13 protein-coding genes and 1 tRNA gene are annotated in these 18,022 nt (G+C 62.4%); 7 read left to right on the top strand and 7 right to left on the bottom strand.

Annotated elements, in window-relative coordinates:
- The first annotated feature begins 117 nt into the window (after positions 1 to 117).
- Positions 118 to 194 (top strand) — tRNA-Pro (locus tag ABC729_RS02470).
- 56 nt (positions 195 to 250) lie between these two features.
- Here ABC729_RS02470 and ABC729_RS02465 read toward each other — a convergent pair.
- Positions 251 to 3,112, bottom strand: a complete 2,862-nt coding sequence (locus tag ABC729_RS02465) for an SIR2 family protein (RefSeq protein ID WP_495606078.1) — start codon at positions 3,110 to 3,112, stop codon at positions 251 to 253.
- On the opposite strand from ABC729_RS02465, the gene ABC729_RS02460 reads away from it, so the two are divergent.
- Positions 3,111 to 3,335: a hypothetical protein gene (locus ABC729_RS02460; RefSeq protein ID WP_495606077.1), complete on the top strand. Its 225-nt coding sequence runs from the start codon at positions 3,111 to 3,113 to the stop codon at positions 3,333 to 3,335. The two genes, ABC729_RS02465 and ABC729_RS02460, sit on opposite strands and share 2 nt — an antisense overlap.
- A 39-nt stretch (positions 3,336 to 3,374) precedes the next feature.
- On the opposite strand, the gene ABC729_RS02455 is transcribed toward ABC729_RS02460, so the two are convergent.
- From ABC729_RS02455 to ABC729_RS02435, 5 genes are read right to left on the bottom strand one after another with little or no spacing between them, the layout of a single operon-like run.
- Positions 3,375 to 4,589: a hypothetical protein gene (locus ABC729_RS02455; RefSeq protein WP_495606076.1), complete on the bottom strand. Its 1,215-nt coding sequence runs from the start codon at positions 4,587 to 4,589 to the stop codon at positions 3,375 to 3,377.
- Positions 4,586 to 5,545 carry a hypothetical protein gene (locus ABC729_RS02450; protein ID WP_495606075.1) on the bottom strand — a complete coding sequence of 320 codons (960 nt, stop codon included), beginning with the start codon at positions 5,543 to 5,545 and terminating at the stop codon, positions 4,586 to 4,588. The genes ABC729_RS02455 and ABC729_RS02450 overlap by 4 nt, the downstream gene beginning before the upstream one ends.
- The gene (locus ABC729_RS02445; RefSeq protein ID WP_495606074.1) at positions 5,542 to 6,219 is read right to left on the bottom strand and encodes a hypothetical protein; all 678 of its coding nucleotides are present in this window, start codon (positions 6,217 to 6,219) and stop codon (positions 5,542 to 5,544) included. The genes ABC729_RS02450 and ABC729_RS02445 overlap by 4 nt, the downstream gene beginning before the upstream one ends.
- A 17-nt stretch (positions 6,220 to 6,236) precedes the next feature.
- Positions 6,237 to 7,445, bottom strand: a complete 1,209-nt coding sequence (locus tag ABC729_RS02440) for an OmpA family protein (protein WP_495606073.1) — start codon at positions 7,443 to 7,445, stop codon at positions 6,237 to 6,239.
- A gap of 13 nt (positions 7,446 to 7,458) precedes the next feature.
- On the bottom strand, positions 7,459 to 9,024 hold the full coding sequence (locus ABC729_RS02435) for a hypothetical protein (protein ID WP_495606072.1): 1,566 nt from the start codon (positions 9,022 to 9,024) through the stop codon (positions 7,459 to 7,461).
- Between the two features lie 398 nt (positions 9,025 to 9,422).
- Here ABC729_RS02435 and ABC729_RS02430 point away from each other — a divergent pair, with 398 nt between their 5' ends.
- From ABC729_RS02430 to ABC729_RS02410, 5 genes are read left to right on the top strand one after another with little or no spacing between them, the layout of a single operon-like run.
- Entirely contained in the window at positions 9,423 to 10,796 is a 1,374-nt protein-coding gene (locus ABC729_RS02430; protein ID WP_495606071.1) for a hypothetical protein, read from the top strand.
- A 9-nt stretch (positions 10,797 to 10,805) separates the two neighbouring features.
- Positions 10,806 to 11,351: a hypothetical protein gene (locus tag ABC729_RS02425; RefSeq protein ID WP_495606070.1), complete on the top strand. Its 546-nt coding sequence runs from the start codon at positions 10,806 to 10,808 to the stop codon at positions 11,349 to 11,351.
- Positions 11,351 to 12,892: a tubulin-like doman-containing protein gene (locus ABC729_RS02420; RefSeq protein WP_495606069.1), complete on the top strand. Its 1,542-nt coding sequence runs from the start codon at positions 11,351 to 11,353 to the stop codon at positions 12,890 to 12,892. The genes ABC729_RS02425 and ABC729_RS02420 overlap by 1 nt, the downstream gene beginning before the upstream one ends.
- Before the next feature lie 15 nt (positions 12,893 to 12,907).
- A complete protein-coding gene (locus ABC729_RS02415) occupies positions 12,908 to 16,321 on the top strand; it encodes a hypothetical protein (RefSeq protein WP_495606068.1) in 3,414 nt (1,137 codons plus the stop codon).
- Between the two features lie 5 nt (positions 16,322 to 16,326).
- A complete protein-coding gene (locus ABC729_RS02410) occupies positions 16,327 to 17,271 on the top strand; it encodes a hypothetical protein (protein WP_495606067.1) in 945 nt (314 codons plus the stop codon).
- Between the two features lie 52 nt (positions 17,272 to 17,323).
- Here ABC729_RS02410 and urtE read toward each other — a convergent pair whose 3' ends face one another.
- Positions 17,324 to 18,019: an urea ABC transporter ATP-binding subunit UrtE gene (gene urtE / locus ABC729_RS02405; RefSeq protein ID WP_495606066.1), complete on the bottom strand. Its 696-nt coding sequence runs from the start codon at positions 18,017 to 18,019 to the stop codon at positions 17,324 to 17,326.
- Between the last annotated feature and the right edge of the window lie 3 nt (positions 18,020 to 18,022).

Genomic DNA, 18,022 nt, shown 5'->3' with positions numbered 1-18,022 from the left:
CCATGCGGGCGGGCGGGGATGGGAAAATGTCATCTAGTGCTTGCATGGGCCGTTCGATGACGCTATACAGCCGCCCACGCAAACGACGGCCCCGGCGGTCGGTTGCGGAATAAGTGACGGAGTGTAGCTCAGCCTGGTAGAGCGCTGCTTTCGGGAGGCAGAGGCCGGAGGTTCGAATCCTCTCACTCCGACCAGTAAAAAGCCCCGGTTCGACAATGTCGGACCGGGGCTTTTTGTATTTGGGCTGGGGTCAGGCGAGAGGGTCGAGGTATTTCTCGATCAACCGCTGGCCGTCTTCGCCCATGGTTGACCAGACGGCACGGGCGCGGGCGATGTAGTCAAGGCGGTCGGCGTCGGTTTCGGCGACGACGGCGAGGCGGTGCCATACGGCGCCGATGCTGTCGGGGTCTCTGATCTGCTCATATTGTCCTAGTGCCTGACGATAGTAGGGATGGGCGTTTGCTGAGTTTCCCAATTCCATTTCAATATCGCCTAGGCCAACGGCACAATTGGCCGTTCCACGCACAGAGCCAACACGCTGAAAAAGCAGCAATGCCTGCCTATACTGTAGCGCCGCCTCCTCGAAGTAGGAGCGGCCTACCGCAGTGTTGCCCAGGCCTAAGATACAGTTCGCCTGTCCTAGCAGGTCATTGGCATCCCGGAAAAGTGGCAACGCCTGTTCGTAGTGGCCACTGGCCTCTGTATATCGCAAATAACGTAAGGCGATATCGCCTTGACCTCTGATGCAGCTTGCCTTTCCCCCCGCATGGTCGGCCAACTGAAAAAGTGATAAAGCCTGCTTGTAGTGATCCTGTGCCTCAACATAGCAGGAACGGTATAAAGCGATGTCGCCCAGGCGTAGGGTGCAGTCCGCCTCTCCCGTCACATCCTTGGCTTGCTGGAAAAGGGGGATAGCGTATCGCAACTGTCTCTCTGCCTCCCCATACGAAGATCGGGCCTGCGCAATGTTACCCAGTTGAAGAGCGCAACTCGCCTGAAGCGACGGGTCATTAAGGCTTTCCGCCTGCCTCATCGCACGCGACAGCAAGTTGGTGGACCCGTGTCCGGTGAACAGTTGGAATTCGCTAAGATAGTAGATTGCCCAAATCACACCCTGTCGAGGGTGATCCGCCAAATGTTTTTCCAGAACGGCGGTGATATTGCCGAATTCCAGCGTCAGCCTGTTCACGGCGGCCTGTCCATCCGACGTGCCCACCTTGTGCCCTTCGGTCGCCAGCGCCGTCATACGGGCTGCGAGGGAAATGATGTCCGCCTCCTCAGGCGGTAGTTCAACGGCCACCACCTCCCTTACCGGCACCAGCAGGCGCAGGCGGTCCCTTTCTTCCTGGGCCAGAGCAAGATGCAGCAGGTTGCGGGCGGCGGTGGGGCCGGCGGTGCCCAACAGCCCGTCGCGCATAGCGCAGGCCAGTCCGTCGGGTAACTGGCCCAGCAGAGACAGGAGGCGTTTGCCGCCCTTGGTCAGTTTGGGGCTGTTCAGGGACAGCATCACGGAGGCGGTGAAGTTGCCTTCTTTGTCGGTGCGCCCGTCGGTTTCCAGCAACCTGGCGCGGACAGTCTGCCATTCGGTCCAGAGGTCGCGCAGGCTGTTCTGCCCCTCGGCCTGTGCGGCCAGCAGGCGGACGGCCAGGGGGATGCCGTCGGTCTTGGCGAGCAGGTTGGGCAAATGCGGGTCGGTTGACAAATGGGCACCGGCGATGCCCAGGAACAGGCGGCGCGTATCATCGTCGCCCAGCCGAGACAGCGGCACACGCACCCATTCCAGGCCGGCGGGTGCCTGCTGGCTGCGGATTGACAGCAGGATTCTCGCGGCCTGTCCGAAGTGGGACAGGACACTCTCCATTCCAGCTGGGTCGGCATCACGCGGGGTTTCGGCATTGTCGAGGATCAGCAGGGTGGGTTGCTGGGCAAGTGCATGCACCAGGGGGCCGAGGATATGAGGGGAAGGCGGCATGCCCAGCGCCTCCGCCACCTTCAGCGCCGCGTCATGGCCGGTGGTCGCGCCCTCCAGCCGCACGAACAGACGGCGGGGCCAAGCGGTAGCGATGGCGGGGTCGTGGGCGATACGTTTGGTCAGGCCGGTCTTGCCGATGCCGCCCGTACCCATGACGCAGACATGGTGTCCGGACAGCAGGGCCTTGATCGCCGTGTCCAACTCCGGCACACGGCCCACGAAATGGGTGGGCGGTGGAGGCACGTTCAGGTCGGGTGCCGGAGGTGCCGGGGTGGGACTGGCGGCCGGTTTTGGTGGGGCGGCGGGGAGCAGGCTGTTCAGGAAAGCCGGAAGGTCCGTGTGGGATGGACCAAACGACAAGGGCAGCAGCTTTTTCCAGCCCTTAGCCCGCCATTTGGGCAGGTCGCTTTCCAGACACAGGAAGTAATGGAAATGCTCCGCCCCCAACAGCGTGCCGTCGAGCCATTCCAGCAAACGCGCGATGTTGGGATCATCCATGGTGCCGCCACAGCCGACAAAGATCAGCGAGTTTCCGGCGGCCAGGGCCTGCTGCAAGAAGGTCTGAAAGGGGCTGCGGACGATGTCTTGATACTTCGCGGAGCCCAGAACCACGCTGTCGGGACGGTCATAGTAGCCATGCAGATGCAGGATGCCGCGTTCTTCCCCTTGGAACAGGCGTGTGGCTTTATTGACCTCGCTGACCAGCACGGGCGAGACCTTGCAGGCAGTGGAAAGCAGCGAATCGTAATTTGTGGTCGCCAGCGGCAGGCCATGGCGATGCAGCGCGGCCAAAGCATCCTGCAGGGCCGTATCCCTTACCGTCAGGGAACCTACCGTCCGGCGCAGCCATTCGCTGAATGCCCCATCGCCCTTATCTTGACCGAAAGCATCGGCAACGGTTTCGGCGACGCCGATCAGCTTTTTGACGTTCTTAAGCTTCAGCGATTCCAGCTCAATATCCAACTGATCGGCATCGATCCGGCCCAAATCCGCCGCGCGGCGCAGGCCGTTTTCGATCAAACCCGTCCAGGTGGCGCATTCCACCTCTCGGCCTACGGCGGCTATGGTGGTGCCGGCACCAGCGATAATCATCGCCTTGCGCTTTGCGACCGCTTCTTTGAGATCATTCAGGATGGTCATGGGACCGGTTCTATCCAGGGGCGGGATGGACAAGCGGCGGACACGGGCACAGGGATATGGCACCCGCTTTGACAGCTTGGCCGGGCAGGATGGGGAGTTCAAGGGTGAAATGGGGCGGCGGGAAAGGGGCGAATTCTTCACCCATGGACGGCGGATGACACGGATACAGCCGTGCCGCTTTGGCCCCGCCGGGCCTGTGCGCCCTGTCAGCGGTGCCGGGTGAGGTGTCGGAGAAAGCCGTCAGGGCAGACAGTCCGCCCGTTCACGGTGCCGGTTGCCCGTCCGCCGGCCCGCAAAGCGTCCGGCTGCTGTTTCGCCACAGTTCCACGGCGGATGCACCCGGTGTCCATATGGCGAAGCAGATCGTGCGGTTGCCGTCGCGCAGGGCGGGGGCGGGCATTGAGCGCAGCTGTTCAAACCATCCGGGCGGGCGGCGGCGGTCGGCCAGAGCAGCCGATTTCGGGCCGACCGCGTCGATGACATCCTGTTCAGTCAGGCCCAACCCATCCGCCCCGCCCATGATACCGGCGGGTACCAGGAACAGGATCATATCCACGACCGGTGGAGATGCCGGCGATCCGATCATGACCCGCACGGTGGGAGCCCAACTGGGCCAAGGGCGGCCATCCCGGCCTGGCGCAGCCCGTTCCTGGATCAGCGCATGATGAAGATCACGAATGTCCGTATCCGGCACCTGCCCGATATCATGGATGAAGTTCGACAGAAGACGATGATCGAGGCCGACCAGGGCGATCACCGGCAGTTCCGTCTCATCACGGCAGCGCCCCCGTAACGGGCAACCGACATGGTCGATCGCAAGGGCCTTGTCGGCCTCCGCCTTCAACAGGGGACGCAATGTTGAATGGCGGGTGCCGCAAACAGGACAGACGACGGCAAGCGGACGCGTGTGGCCGGGCCAGGTGCCGGGAAGATGCCGACCACAGCCGCAGCGGACCCTGGGGTCGAACAGTTGCACCTGGCATCCCCGAAAGCCACACGCCCTCCGGCCTCCCCGTTCACGGAACAGCCGGATCAGCCGCGCGCCGTAAAGGGCCGGACCGACGCTGACCATCAGGACATACAGCCGGACCGCATCCCGGCGTGAAAGGCCCTGCCCGCCCCGATCCGCAGGTCCGGTTGGCGACAGCGCGACGGCGACCCCCCCCATAAGGACCGCCGCCAGCAGCAAGCCGACGGCAACCACCGCACCTGCCCCCATATCCCGCAGAATGCCCGCCAGCCAGGAACCCGGAACCGGCATCGCCAGTACCGCCATCAGGCAGACCGTTCCCACCAGCGCCGACAAAGCCGCCAGGGCGGTCAGGGTCAGGGCAAACAGGTCGAGGTGGAAAGCCAGGCTGGCACCGGTGACCTCACTATCGCTTTGCCCGGCGGTCCAATGTGGCGGCAGGGCCGCCAGCAGGCCATCCGACAAGCGGCGGCCCTTCTTGTTCCGGCCTGTCGCTCTGCTGCTCATCCACGTCCCTTCCCGGCCACCGCGACCACGCCGGGCCGTTCACCAAGGGGGGCCACCAGAGCCGCAACCTGCCTTGCGGCATCGTCGTCCAGCGGTCGGGACGCCGTGACGAACCGTCTGTCCGCCCAGGGCAGGGCCAGTAAGGCGTCCAGCGCGTCATCGGCATCAAGGGCCCTGCGGATCACCCCCTCCATCATCGCCGCGGCGATGGGGCCGGGGGAGCCGGCATGGCGCTGCCAGACATCCGTGTCCAGCATCAGCAGCCAAAGGCGCGGCAGGTTGCCGGTCGGCGGTAACTTCTCCCTCAGTTCCGCCAGCCATTGACGGGCAGGTCCGGGCGCCGCCGGTTCCAGACAGGCCGCAGCATTCACCGCCAGGACCAGATCATGCGCGCCCAAGGCCCGTAACACCGGAGAACCGGCCGCCGCTGCGCGACAGTCGGGGTCTGCCCGCCCCGGCGCATGAAGGCGGATCTCCATCCCCTGCGGCTGCTTGACCTGCAGACATAAGGGGCCATCCTTGCGCCGAAGGCCCCGCCCCAGGCGCAACTGGCTGGGCGACCAGGCGGCGACATCGTGCCAGGATGCCGGGGCTGCCCGCACCCCGGACGGCAGATGCAGCAAGGCGGCCAGGGTCGCCACCGCCTTATCGGCCGATGCAGGCTGATCCAGTGCCAGAATGGCGACGTTCCTGATCCCCGGCAGGGCCAACCGGTCAATTTTCAGCGAACAATCCGGCGGCGTGGTCAGCGGCGGCCCCCCAAAGCAGCCCTGGATCGGGCAGCGGTCCCTGTCCGGCGTGAACAATGAGGGGTCGTGCATCCAGATGCATAGCCCATCCGCCGCCGTAGTCCGGCAGTTGAGGCCGGCACTGGGACGAAGCCGTTCCAGAACCAGCGGCGACAGACAATGGGGGCAGGCAAAATGCCCCCGGATTTCCGGGGTTTCGATCATCACAGCGACGTCACCAGCCAGAGGATGCCCATCGGCCCATTGCCCCCCTCGCCATCTTCTGCGGAACTGTCGTCCCCCCGCCCGACGGAACCGGGGGTGATGACACCGGACCGTATCCGGCGAAGGGGGAGACCCGGATCGAACATGGCAACACGATCCGGCGCCGACAGAAGATCGGGAAGGGTCCGTTCCCGTAAGGCCCGCCAGCGACCAGCGGCACCGTCATAGGCGGTCAGCCGGTAGCTCCAGGCCGACCAGGGGCTGGCCGTCCAGAGCGGGACCGGCAGGCCATTCACGGGGAAACGCCGGGCCAGTATCTCCACCTCCTCCTCCAGCGGCACGCGGCCGCCCAGCAACAGGGCCGCCAGCCGCGCCTCTGCGAAGGTCAGGGGGAAAGGCAGGTCCGCCTGATGGGGAAAGCCCGCCCTGACGGCGCTGATCAGCATGTCCTGGTCACGAAAGCCACTGCCGCCATCCCGTTCCACGGCGCGCCGATAGCGATCCCCAGATAACAGCCCCTGCATATCCCCCATCGTCACGGCGAGCGGTCTGTTTCGCCTGATACCAAAGGCTTCCACCCACCGGTCATGGGGCCAGCGCCGCAGCGGCGATTGATCGGCCATGTCGCCGATTGAATGCCAGCCGGCCTCGGTGATGAAGGCCGCCCAAGGCGTCACGGGACCAGCATCCGGCATCATTGCTTCACCACAAACTGATCGGTGGCAAAGCGGATTTCGATGCGGCGGTTCCTGTCATGATCGCTGTCCGACGCTGCGTTCTTGACGACCAGCTCCGCCTCGCCGACGCCGATGGCGTAGATGCGCAGATCGTGGTTTTCCAGGCGCTGCCGTAACGTCGCGAAAGCCGGATCGTCCTTGATCGCTGCCTCCAGTTCCCGGCGGAAGGCATGGGCGCGCAGCGACGACAGACCCGGATTGTCCTTTGCGCCCTCGCAAGCCCCACTTTGAATAGGGCGGCTGTCCGTGTGTCCGAATATGTCGATCCGGTTGAACGCATTGCCGGAAAGCCGGGCGGCCATATCGGTGGCCAGGGTCTGGAAAAAGGCCCGGATTTGCTGCTCACTCAGGGGTTGCTTGGTTACAGGATCAAGAAAGACAGTGCTGCAAGCCTTGAACAGCAGCTGCTCCTGTTTCAGTTCCACGCGGTCCACAGCCGGTTCACAGACCCGGAGCCGGGCCAGGCTTTCACGCTGATCCCGCTCTACAGTCTCAACGAAGGCCGCGTCGGTCCCCGCCCCCGTCACAACTGCGTCGCGGTCCAGCGCGCAGAGCCCGACCAATGCCGGGGGGACAGCGGGCGGCGGAATGTCGGTCGGCGCTGCCTCCAGCACAGTCCGACAATCCCGTTGCATCCTTTCCCTGGATCGCGCCGTCAGGCTTTGCGTCTGGCGCAGCCACGCGGACAGTTCGCTGGCGGCGCGCGTCCGCCCGGCCGCATCCAGACGCCGGCATTCATTGTCGCGCAGGGAAGCGAGGCAGGTGGCGGCATGCCGGTCATAGATGGTCCTGCGCGCCGACAGGGATTGGAGTGACGCCCTGTCCAAGCCAGCCCCCGTCAACACCGCATCCAGGGCGGGCTGGCACAGACCGTTGAGAATCGCAGGCGTCATCCCGGTCGCGCCGGCAGGGGGAAGCGGCGGCGGGCCACAGCGTTTATCCAGGGCGGCACCGGCGAGCAAGGCACGGGTTTCCTTTGCCCATGCCGACAGGTCGGCAGCCGCCGTCTTTACCCCGCCGGGGTCCAGCGCCCTGCAGGCGGGTGGCGTAGACTGACGCACCCCATAAAGCAAAAACAACAACAGCAGCAGCAGGACGGGCCCCAGGACCGCCATGGCGACATCGGCAAAAGCGACATCGGTCGTCCACGAACGTCGGCGTTGCATCGGCCAGACCTCGTCAATTCGCTTTGAACAGGGGCGATACCGCCGATGGAATTCCGGCGGCAATCCGCACATTCAGCTCATGCAGTATCGCGGTCAGGCTTGCCGCGTCCTCACTGCCGTACAAGGCCCTGTCCAGCGCGCGCAGCGATTGGGACAGGGTGGTTAATGTCTGGTTGATCCGGTCAAGCGCCCCCGCCAGATCGGCATTGCGATTGCCAAAATGGGATGCCAGCTGCCGCGCCGTATCCTGATTCTCGACCTGCCCCTGGCGGACAGTCTGTTCGAACGAGGTCATTGTCTGCGCCAGTGCGGACTGAACATCCCGCGTCTGCTGCAAGCCAGTGGCCAGGGTGTTGACCGCCTCGCCGTAGCGGTCCAGCCCGGTGTAAAGTTTGCCCGTGGCCGTGGTCAGGGTGCCCGCGAAAGTATCCGCGGCAGCGGTGAAGGAATGGCGCAGGCTCTCCTCCTGCTGCGCCAGGAGCGTCGTCGTCTGTTCGCTCAGTTCCCGCAACTGGCCAACCATCTCGGTCCCGGCCTTCGCAAGGGTCTCCTGCAAAGCGACCATCTGCGTCGCACTGGAACTGATGGAAGTCGCGGCATGATGCGCGTTGGTGGAGAAGATCTCCGTCGTCTCCCGCCATCGGGCCGTCGTCTGGTCCCAGTCGGTTTTCAATGCAGAAAAAGCCTTCTGCAATCCCTGTGTGAGATCATCAGAGGCCTTCACCGACGCGGAAAGTTCCGCAGCGGCGGCAAGCAGGGCGCCGGCAATCCCCTCCGTGCGGTTGATCAGACTGCCGATGCCGCCGGCCAGGTGTTTCAGTTCCGTCGTCTGCTTTTCCAGCAGTCGTTTCACAGAGGGCGCAATGTCCACGGTACCCGCCGTCGCCCCGATCGACAGAGCGGACGGCAGGCGCCGATTGATATGGAGCGACAGAGATTTGACGGTTTCGTCGAACGCATCATCGGCAAGGTCGACAAGGAAACGGCCAAACAGATAAGCGACATAGGCGACCAGACTGGACCCGAACGCCACCTTGAAGCCATTCAGGATCTGCGGAATGTCGTTCTTGTCGAGCGTGGCACCGCTACCCAACGACAAGATCAACTGGATAAAGCGTTCATTGCCCAGGAACAGAATCAAGCCGTAGAATGTGCCGATGATCCCGATGAAAAGCAGGGTATTGACGAAGGCCACGTCCAGTGCCCGCAGCCAGGGACTGATACCGGCCCCAGTCGGATTCCGCCGAATCGCGTCCGCCAGTTCCTGCGGTTCGTCACCGCTGACCCTCACGACCGCCTGCACATCCGTCGCCTGATCGGCCAGGGGCCGGGCGGCCCGGCCGCATTCTCTGATGCGGTCTGCCGTACCATCCAACAGATCAACCAGACCGTCACGATGACGACCGCCCGCGACGAATTCCTGCCGCAGCCTTGCAAGAGTACTGTCCGGCAGCGCGTCCCACAGGACCCTCTGAACCCGCGCATAGACCCTGATCTCTCGGCAGGTCAATACGGCGACCGCCAGCAGAAAGCCCAGGGTAACCCCGGCAAACGCTAGGGTCTGTCCCGTGATCTTCATCAACGGAACAATAGCAGCAGATATCACAAGCCCAATGACAGCAATAGGGAGAGACCATCTGGTATGAACGGGCGACACACCCGTTGAATGCACTTGTGTTCCAATATTACTCTCAATTTTATCACCACTTTGACTCATGGATATCACCGAAGCATAGTGTATGATTTGGCAAACTTAGCCAATTTTAACCAGCCTCTAGCCGGTAGCGAGAATTTTCCGCTTTAGTCTCACTTGACTTTGTGTATCGATATACCGGCAATTATGGGATGTCTGTAGGAAAAGTTTTGAATCCAATGTCAAATTCAAATTTTTTAGATAAAATAGCATATGCCCTTTGCATGCCTGGAGGAGCTGGCGGCAGACGCGCCCGGCTGGCTGGCTGTGTGGTTGCACTTTCCATGCTGACGGGCTGCCCGAAGCCGCCACCGGCCTGCCTTCCAGACGCCCGGCTGGCGGGGGCCGAGATGCCGGCCACGCCCGGTCCTGCACCATCCGTGCATGGACAACTGACGGCTCCCGTCCATCTCTATCTGGATTCGTCGCTGAGCATGGCTGGGTACGCGGCGGCGCAGCCGAATGGCGGTGGTGCCGTTTTCCAGGATTTGATGCATGACGTTCTGCCCAACATGCTTTTCGGAAGCGGGCGTAAAGCGGCGTTGAGCGCCTTTGGCACCGAGATTGCGCCGGCCGACCGCCAGTTGCTGTCCCAGGCCAGAGACCCGCAATATTTCACGACCAACCCTTTGCGCCTGGATGGCCGGATCGTCGATCCCCTGCAGAGGGCGCTGGAGGCACCGAAGGAATCGCTGACGGTCATTCTGACCGATCTTTTCCTTAGCGGCACTGACATGCCCGAAACGGGTGCCAGCCCCCTTCGCCGCCCCTTGGGCCGGCTGCTGCGGGATGGGCGTTCCGTCGGCATCATCGGCATCATGGCACCTTACAAGGGCCGCATCCATGATCTGCCCTTGTCACCGACCAGCGTTAATTATGAGGGTGTGCGACCGCTTTTCATGCTTGTTGTGGGGCCACGCGATCAGGTCCAGGCGTTTCATGCGGAACTGCACCGGGACTTCCTAAGCGAATTGCCCGCCGAGAAGCAGCTGTTCATGCTGTTCTCCGACGCCGCGTCGGCATTGTTCGCGCAGCCGGACTGGAGCGCCAAAGCCAGCGGCCCTGGCGTCACGCCCAACCCACAGATGCTGGCTATTGGGCTGCCGTCCACGGTACCGGTCGTCAACCTGCTCCCGTCGCAGGGAGCGACCGCCATCACCCTGCCGGTCAAAATACACCAGCCGAGCGTGGTGGGACAGCCGCGACTGTCCGGGATCGATCTCCGGCAGACCGTCTATGCCTATCAGGAGCGGCATGACTGCGCCACCTCCTGGACCCAGCTGACATTCCCAACCCTGCTGGCCGCCCTTTCGGATATGCCCGGTTCTCCGGCTCCTGTATCGGCCCGGCAGCTTGAGATTTTCGGCGATGCGGATGCGCTGCGTAAGTTTCCTGGCGACCGGCCGCTTGTCCTGCGGCTGGACGTCGTGGGAACGGCCGTCGATCCCAAAGTGGGCCTCAATGAGGCCCTGAAGGGCTGGAGCGTCAATATGGCCGGCTCCGTGCAGTTGGCGAAGGAGGCTTCATCAAAGCACCCCCCTCCGGTCTTTCCCGCCCTGCAACTTGAACGGCTGGTCAATGCCCTGGCCGATGCCAGCAGCGAGGGTTTCCAGCCTGTCCCCCTGACAACCATCCAGATCGTCTTTCGGCGTGAGTGAGCGGGTATCATGACGAAGAAACGCGTACTCCATCTCTTCATCCTTCCGGTACTGGCCATCGGCGTAGGGGTCGTGCTGACACTGCTTGCCGCAATGTTGATCGCCCTGACGCTGGGGGCACAGGGGATAGAAGCCCTGGCGGACCTGTCCGTGCTGAACCTGCGGGGCCTGGATATCTTCGGTGCCGGGCCGATCCTGCGGCTGTTCCTCAACAGCGTCATCTATATATCCGGCGGGGTCGCGATCCTGGGCAGCTTGGTCTGGCTTTTCCTGACCGGCCTTTATCACCCGGCCATCCCGGCGGCGCTGAACAAGGCGTCGGTATGGTGGTGGGTCATCCTGGCATTGTCCGGGATGGCGACCGTCGGTATCGCCTTCTGGATATGGACGGTGGAACCAACGGTGCGCCGTGACCTGAACCTGCTGATCATCGGCCCCGCTTTGCTGGGCACCTTGCTGCTCTACTGGCTGCTCACCTTCCTGTTCACCCGCGCCGCTTTGGCCGGTCAGCTGCCGCTGGCCGGTCTTCTGCCGACCCGTTGGAGGAAATGGTAATGTCGTCCTGCTTCCTGCTTGGCATTGGCGGTACGGGGAGCCGGTGCATCGAGGCGTCGATCCATCTGGCTGCGGCTGGACTGGGTCCCCGCAACCTTTGGGTCGGCCAGGTCGATCCCGACAGCGCCAACGGCAATCTGGATCGCACGCAACAGCTGCTGGAGAACTATCTCGCATTGCAGACTGTGTTGCGCGATGACCCAAAACACAGTCTTCATGCCGAAGATAGCCTGTTCGCTACACATATTGAATCGGCCACACCGCAATTCAGCTGGTCGCCGGTCAGGTCTGCACCCAATCTTTACACGCTGTTTCAGCGTTCACTGATGCAGGGCACGGAAGCGACGATGTTCGACGCCCTGTTCTCCCCCACCCATGAACAGCGCATGGACCTGTCTGTGGGTTTCCGGGGGCGGCCCGCCCTTGGTTCCGCGGCGATGGCGGCGGCCGCGCGCCCGGACGATGTCTTCTGGAGAAACCTGCTCACGGCGCGCGACCGGCTGCGGGCAGGCCATCCGGTGCGGATATTCCTGGTCGGATCAATCTTCGGCGGCACCGGGGCCGGCGGGCTTCCGACGCTGGCCCGCATGCTGCGTCGGCACCTGAGCGACGCTGGCAACCAAAGGAAGTTGCATATCGGCGCCGCCCTGATGCTTCCCTATTTTACCTTTCCAGACGAGCGGGAAGAGGCGTCGCAACCGGCAGCAAAGTCTGCGGCCTTCCTGGAACAGACGCGCGGTGCCTTGCGATATTACCACCACCTGACGCGGACCGAGCCGACGCTGTTCGACGGGCTGACGGTGCTTGGCTGGCCGCAGCTGATCAAGATCGACAAATATGCCATCGGTCGCAAGGATCAGTCGAACCCGCCCCTGGCACCGGAACTGCTGGCGGCCCTGGCAGCTTTCCGTTTCTTCCACAGCCCCCCCGAAGAACCCGGTGTCGGGCTGCTGAGCGTGTTGCCGGACAAGGGACTGGGCTGGAGCAACCTGCCGGGCATGGGCGTGGAAACCAAGCAGACACCCAAGCGCGCCCTGGGGCAGCTCGCCCGGTTCGCCTTTCTAATGCGCAATGTCTATGGCCCACAGCTGGGCCGGACCAGTTTCAAACAGGTCCAGGACCAGTTCTGGTTCCGCCGCATGGTACAGGAGGCCGGCGTCAGTCCGGAGAACGATCTTGACAATCGGATGCTGGAACGCCTGACCCGCTACAGCACCGAGATGCTGCGCTGGTCGGCAACCATCCAGACCATGTCCAGCAAAGAACAGTTGCCGATCAGGTTGTTCGACCTGGAGAGCATCACCTCGACAACGCTGGCACCCGACGGGCTTTACCCGATCACCGACAGCAGCATCGATCTGGGCACAATCTTCGACGGCCTGGTCCAGGACGCAGAAGGCCAGCAATCCATGTCGGACGTGTTGGAGGACCTTGCGACCGGCCCTGCCCGGCGCGACGTCAAGGGCTGGGGCCGCGTGATCGGCGCTGTCCACCATGCTTGCCGTTTTCAACCCGCCGGCCGCGACGCGGCGGACGCCTGACGCGGAGCCATTGCCATGACCTCCTCCATGCTGCTGCTGCCCCCCGGCACCTACGATATCACCGCGTCCGGACCGGGTGACTGGGTTCACCATGCCGGCTTTGAGACGTTGAAGAAACTGGCGGACGGGCTGTCAGCCGAGGAACCGACCCACCCCGTCTTCGCCGATCTGGTATCCATTCCCGATGTCTGGGCGCAGATACATCTGGTCGAGTCCGCGCTGCGGGACAAAAAACACTCACTGCATGCCCGCGTCGTCAATGAATGGCGCGGTCTGCTGGGCCTGATGGCTCTGACCAGCCAACGGACCTTGCCGGTCAGCATTGAGCCGCTGGATATCAAGGCCCTTAAGCCGTCAGACCCCGCAGGTCCGCAATCGGCCCCCTCCTTCGGTGCTGTGCTGCATGCCTTGTTGCCACAGAGCGCGGTGGCAAACGACGCCAATTGGGACAATCTGGCCCTGATCCTCTATCGCAAGCGTCCGATCGGCCTGCTGGTCCCCAATACGCTGGTCTGCCCGATCCGCGACTATGCCGGTGCATTGGACGAGGCCATCATTTTCCGCGACGGTGGCCGCCTGACCGATCCCTGCGCCTCGGCAGCGCTGGTACCGGAAGATTTCCAGGTCATTCACCGGCTGCTCGGCAGTCTCATGTACAATCTCAAACAGACGGTTGGGGATGATGCGCTGAAAAGCGAGATTGTCGAGCGGCTGAATGAGTTTGATGATGCCTGCTGCCGCCGTGGAGGCGAGGAAGTTGGCCATGAACGCGTTGGTCAGGAAGCACTGGAGCTGCCACCGCTGAGCAAAGTGTTCGCTGCCTTCCGGACCCTGAACAATATTTCCGGGTCGGGGGAATTTGGGGCGCTGTTGCCGCCACGTCCGGAATTTTCAGGTCTTCTGAACGGTGCCATCCTGATTGATCCGGCATTGCCAAACGCGATTGGCGGCACGGCGGAAACCATTCGCATCTGGGATCGCTTCACCCTGAGCCAATGGCTCAATCAACCGGAACTGCACGGGACAATTCGCAAAGCCGCCGCCGCCAGCGGCTACCTGATCCTGACTGCGGACGAATTGTTCACCGCGACCCTGTGCCAGTTGGAACGCGACACCGTCAAGGCCCATCCCAAATCCGGACAGAACCTGGTGCTGCCGTTCAATGCGGTTGCGTTGATGTTCCTTTCACCCGGTACGCTGGCCGCGTCGGTCACGGCTGACCGAGGCAGCATCAACACCGTCGCAGTGTCCCTGAAGCTGATGGTCAAGGTGGCTTCCGGCGGCACAGAAGAGCTGACCTTGCGCCGGTCCTATTCCCTGACCGAAGGCACGATGGTGAAGACCATCAACAGCACGCGTCTTGTCGCCTGGCCCAACTTCACCCGGCCGGACTGGACGCGGCACCTGCTCTACCATTCGGGGAACAGCAGTGTGGATGTGTACCCGCAGGCATGCTTTACGGTGAAGACCGCGAACCAAGCCCTGGCGGGAATGGACCCCACGCAGATCAGCGCCAACCTTCGGGACCTGGAAAACACCCTTGCCAGCACCCTGGACGCCAGCCGTTTCCCGGACGACATGGCGCGTTTCAACCGCGGGGGCATGATCAAACTGCCCGACCCTGTCGAGGCTGCCATCTGCACCTATGGCGAAGACCGCGTGCCGGTGGGTCTGATCCTGTTCCCGGCATTGAGGGCTGTGGACGCACTTGACCTTCCAGTGCAGGTCGGGATCGACTTCGGCACCACAAATACGATTGTCTATGCGAAGTTCCACGAACAGGCCCCCGCCGAATTGAAGTTCGAGGACCGGCACGTTACCCCCTATGTCGAGAAGCTGTCGGAGGATGACCAATCCATCATCGGGATGGAGTTCCTTCCGACCTACAAACCAACCGTGCCGTTCATGACCCTTCTGCGGCAGCGGAATCTGGCGGATATGCAGAGAGTGCGGGAAGTCATCCTGACAGACCGCATCTTCTATCTGTTCGATGTCAAACGCCCGATCGGCGAACTGGCGCTGGAACAGGCCCCCAACCGGACGGGTGCGACCGATCATTCCATTCGGGTGGATCTGAAATGGGGCAAGGATCGTTCGGAGGATATCCGGCTGTTCCTGACACAGGTCGCCCTGCAGACCCTGGCGGAGGTTGCGTTTGCCGGCGGCAGCATCACCGGGGTCAACTGGCATATTTCCTATCCGCTGGCCTTCAGCGCGCAACATCGGGAAGCCTTCGAAGGCCTGATGCAACGGGCCGTCAGGTCGGCCCTGGACAGCCAGGTGCAGCAAAAGGAAATGGAGCCATCGGTCACGGAATCCCTGGCCGCCGCCTATTACTTCGCCAGCCCCGCCGCAAACAGGGCGAATGCGCATTTCTCCGAGACTGTCATTACAGTCGATATCGGTGGCGGAACCACCGATATCTCCCTATGGCAGGAGAAGAAGCTGGTCTGGCAGGGCTCGCTGATGCTGGCGGGGCGGAACCTGTTGATTGATTTCCTGCTGAACGATCTGAAGCGTGGTCAGCAGACGGGAACGCTCACGGACAGCGTCTTTACGGCCATGGCCCGCAACAACCCGGAAATCAAAGCAATATCCAACAGCATCGTGGATTACATCAAAATCGGCGGCGTAAAGATTACCGCTGGATTGGAGATGTTCGTCAATCACCCCGAATTCTCCAGGGCGTTTGAAAATCCATTGGCCGACTATATCGACAATAAGGGCTTCCAGCGGTTGATGGCCATATCGGAGCTGTCGCTTGCGGGCATTCTTCAGTATGTCGCCGGCATGGCCCGCGTGCTGACCACGGAAGGAAAGTTCAAGAACGACAGCCATTCCACCTTCATATGCCTGGGTGGTCGCGGCAGCCTGTTGTTCAAGACGGCGATTGGACGCCATCAACTGTCCCGGATCGGCACCATGTTCCAGAAACAAGCCGGCCTGACACGACCCGTGAACTTCATCTTCAGCGAAAAGCCAAAGGAAGAGGTGGCATGTGGCCTGCTGTACGCCGATGGGGTGAAGCACATGCTGACCATAGACCCATCGTCTGTCACGCGTGACTTCATCGTTGGCGAGCAGGTCATTGTCGGCGACAGGGTCATGGACCCGGGAACCAAAATGGACTGTCTTCCGACCATGGATGTCTGGCGCGTGGACGGCAACAAAGAGCTTGAAAGCTTTGTCAAGCAAGCCGCGTTTAATCTTCAGCGCACCATCGACCTGACGCCTCTGCTTTGGAACAAGATCAGAGACGCCGTCAACAACGACCTCAGTAATCGGTACGCCAATCGAAAGGCTGAGGTAGAGGGGACCAAGATCGGGGATGGCGGGTCGGAGGGGCTGCAGCCCCCGTTCATCATCGGACTTCGGACGTTGATTGCCGAGATATCGGCCAACGGGATCGACCTTCCGCTGAAAGGATGAAGCCGATGTCCAGACAGCAGATGGGCAAGGCCGTCATAGCAACCTGCATCCTGTGTTTGCATAGCGCGGCTGCATGGGCGCAAGATGGCGGCGGAGAAATAACAGTCGACACGAACACTCTGATCGCCTTGGCGATTGTGTTCGGCCTGGTGGTGGTCATTCTGTGTTTTCTGCTGGCCTCAATCGTGATGCGCCTGTTGAGAATGACGGATCAGGCGAACTATTGGTGGCCATTGCTCTACCAAAAATTCGGGGACGGCAAGGAACCAGGAGAGCTAACGAAGGCTCTCACTGGTCTGCGTGAGCGCATCTTGGCTCTTGAGAACTCACCATCGGGGGCTGCCGACCATCAGGTACCGACGCGGCTTGCCGCACTGGAACAGGATGTACAGCAGCTTAAACGAAACAGACCGCCCGTATCCGACCCTCAACCATACGGGCAGAGTTCGGGGTCCCTCAAATTTGGGGCGTCCCCGCCGCCACCGCCGCCGCAAGCCTATCGGGGGGCTGGAACCGCAGCGCCAAGGACCTCGAAGCCCGTGTCGCCGCCGTCGGTGTTGATTGACGAGCATGCGGTGATGGCCCGCCATCGCCGGGTCATTATTGGCCGGGAAGATCGTGAACTGGTCTTCAAAGATTATGATGTAACCGGCCTGAACCTGATTGGGGACGGGATGGATATACGCGATGCCCGGCTTTGGCAGATCGTCTCCGCATCCGACCCGGTTTACGCCTGCGTGGTCCCCTCCTTGTCATTGGCCTATGACAAGGCATGGTTCGGCTTTGACGGCGGCTCCAAAGCCATCAACGGGTTGTCGGAGTGGTTTGATATCCAAGGGACGTCACAGCCATCAGCCTTCATCGAAACCGTCACACCGGCCATCGTCGATTACAGGGGTAGCGCGTTGGTCCTGATCCGACGGGGCAGCCTTCTGCTTCCCAACAGCTGAAGACAGAGCATCCCGGCACTTCCTGAAGCGCCGGTTCGCCGGGAAGCCTGCTTCAGACCGTCAGGAACTTGCGTACCTCCGTCTCCACCAGCCCGGCCTTGTCGCCCGCCATCACCACCTCCCCCCGGTCCATGACGGCATAGAGATCGGCCAGATCGCGGGCGAATTCGAAATATTGTTCGACCAGCACGATGGCCATGTCGCCCCGGTCGCGCAGCCAGGAGATGGCGCGGCCGATATCCTTGATGATTGAAGGCTGGATGCCTTCCGTCGGTTCATCCAGCAGCAGCAGGCGCGGGCGGGTGACGAGCGCGCGGCCGATGGCCAGCTGCTGCTGCTGCCCGCCTGACAGATCACCACCGCGCCGCGACAACATGGATTTCAGCACGGGGAACAGCTCAAAGATTTCGTCCGGAATAAAGCGTTGACGCCGGGGCAGCGGGGCGAAGCCGGTCTCCAGATTCTCCTTCACCGTCAGCAGGGGGAAAATCTCCCGCCCCTGCGGCACATAGGCGATGCCGCGCCGCGCCCGGTCTTCGGTGGCAAGTCTGGAGATATCCGCCCCTTCCCAAGTGATGGAGCCGCCGCTGAGGGGCCGGTGGCCGATGATGGCGCGCAGCGTGGAGGATTTGCCGACGCCGTTGCGGCCCATCAGGCAGGTGACCTTGCCCGGCTGTGCCGCGACGCTGACGCCGCGCAGGGCCTGGGCCGCACCATAATGCAGGTTGATGTCATTGACGTTCAGCATGTC

Source organism: Niveispirillum sp. CC-CTL257 (assembly GCF_059489915.1).
This window is presented reverse-complemented; position numbering and strand designations above follow the sequence as displayed.

Coding starts and splice junctions, on each gene's coding strand:
- ABC729_RS02435 (WP_495606072.1), bottom strand. CDS start 9,024: ATGAAGATCACGGGACAGACCCTAGCGTTTGCCGGGGTTACCCTGGGC.
- ABC729_RS02460 (WP_495606077.1), top strand. CDS start 3,111: ATGGGACCGGTTCTATCCAGGGGCGGGATGGACAAGCGGCGGACACGG.
- ABC729_RS02455 (WP_495606076.1), bottom strand. CDS start 4,589: ATGAGCAGCAGAGCGACAGGCCGGAACAAGAAGGGCCGCCGCTTGTCG.
- urtE (WP_495606066.1), bottom strand. CDS start 18,019: ATGCTGAACGTCAATGACATCAACCTGCATTATGGTGCGGCCCAGGCC.
- ABC729_RS02465 (WP_495606078.1), bottom strand. CDS start 3,112: ATGACCATCCTGAATGATCTCAAAGAAGCGGTCGCAAAGCGCAAGGCG.
- ABC729_RS02415 (WP_495606068.1), top strand. CDS start 12,908: ATGACCTCCTCCATGCTGCTGCTGCCCCCCGGCACCTACGATATCACC.
- ABC729_RS02430 (WP_495606071.1), top strand. CDS start 9,423: ATGCTGACGGGCTGCCCGAAGCCGCCACCGGCCTGCCTTCCAGACGCC.
- ABC729_RS02440 (WP_495606073.1), bottom strand. CDS start 7,445: ATGCAACGCCGACGTTCGTGGACGACCGATGTCGCTTTTGCCGATGTC.
- ABC729_RS02425 (WP_495606070.1), top strand. CDS start 10,806: ATGACGAAGAAACGCGTACTCCATCTCTTCATCCTTCCGGTACTGGCC.
- ABC729_RS02420 (WP_495606069.1), top strand. CDS start 11,351: ATGTCGTCCTGCTTCCTGCTTGGCATTGGCGGTACGGGGAGCCGGTGC.
- ABC729_RS02410 (WP_495606067.1), top strand. CDS start 16,327: ATGTCCAGACAGCAGATGGGCAAGGCCGTCATAGCAACCTGCATCCTG.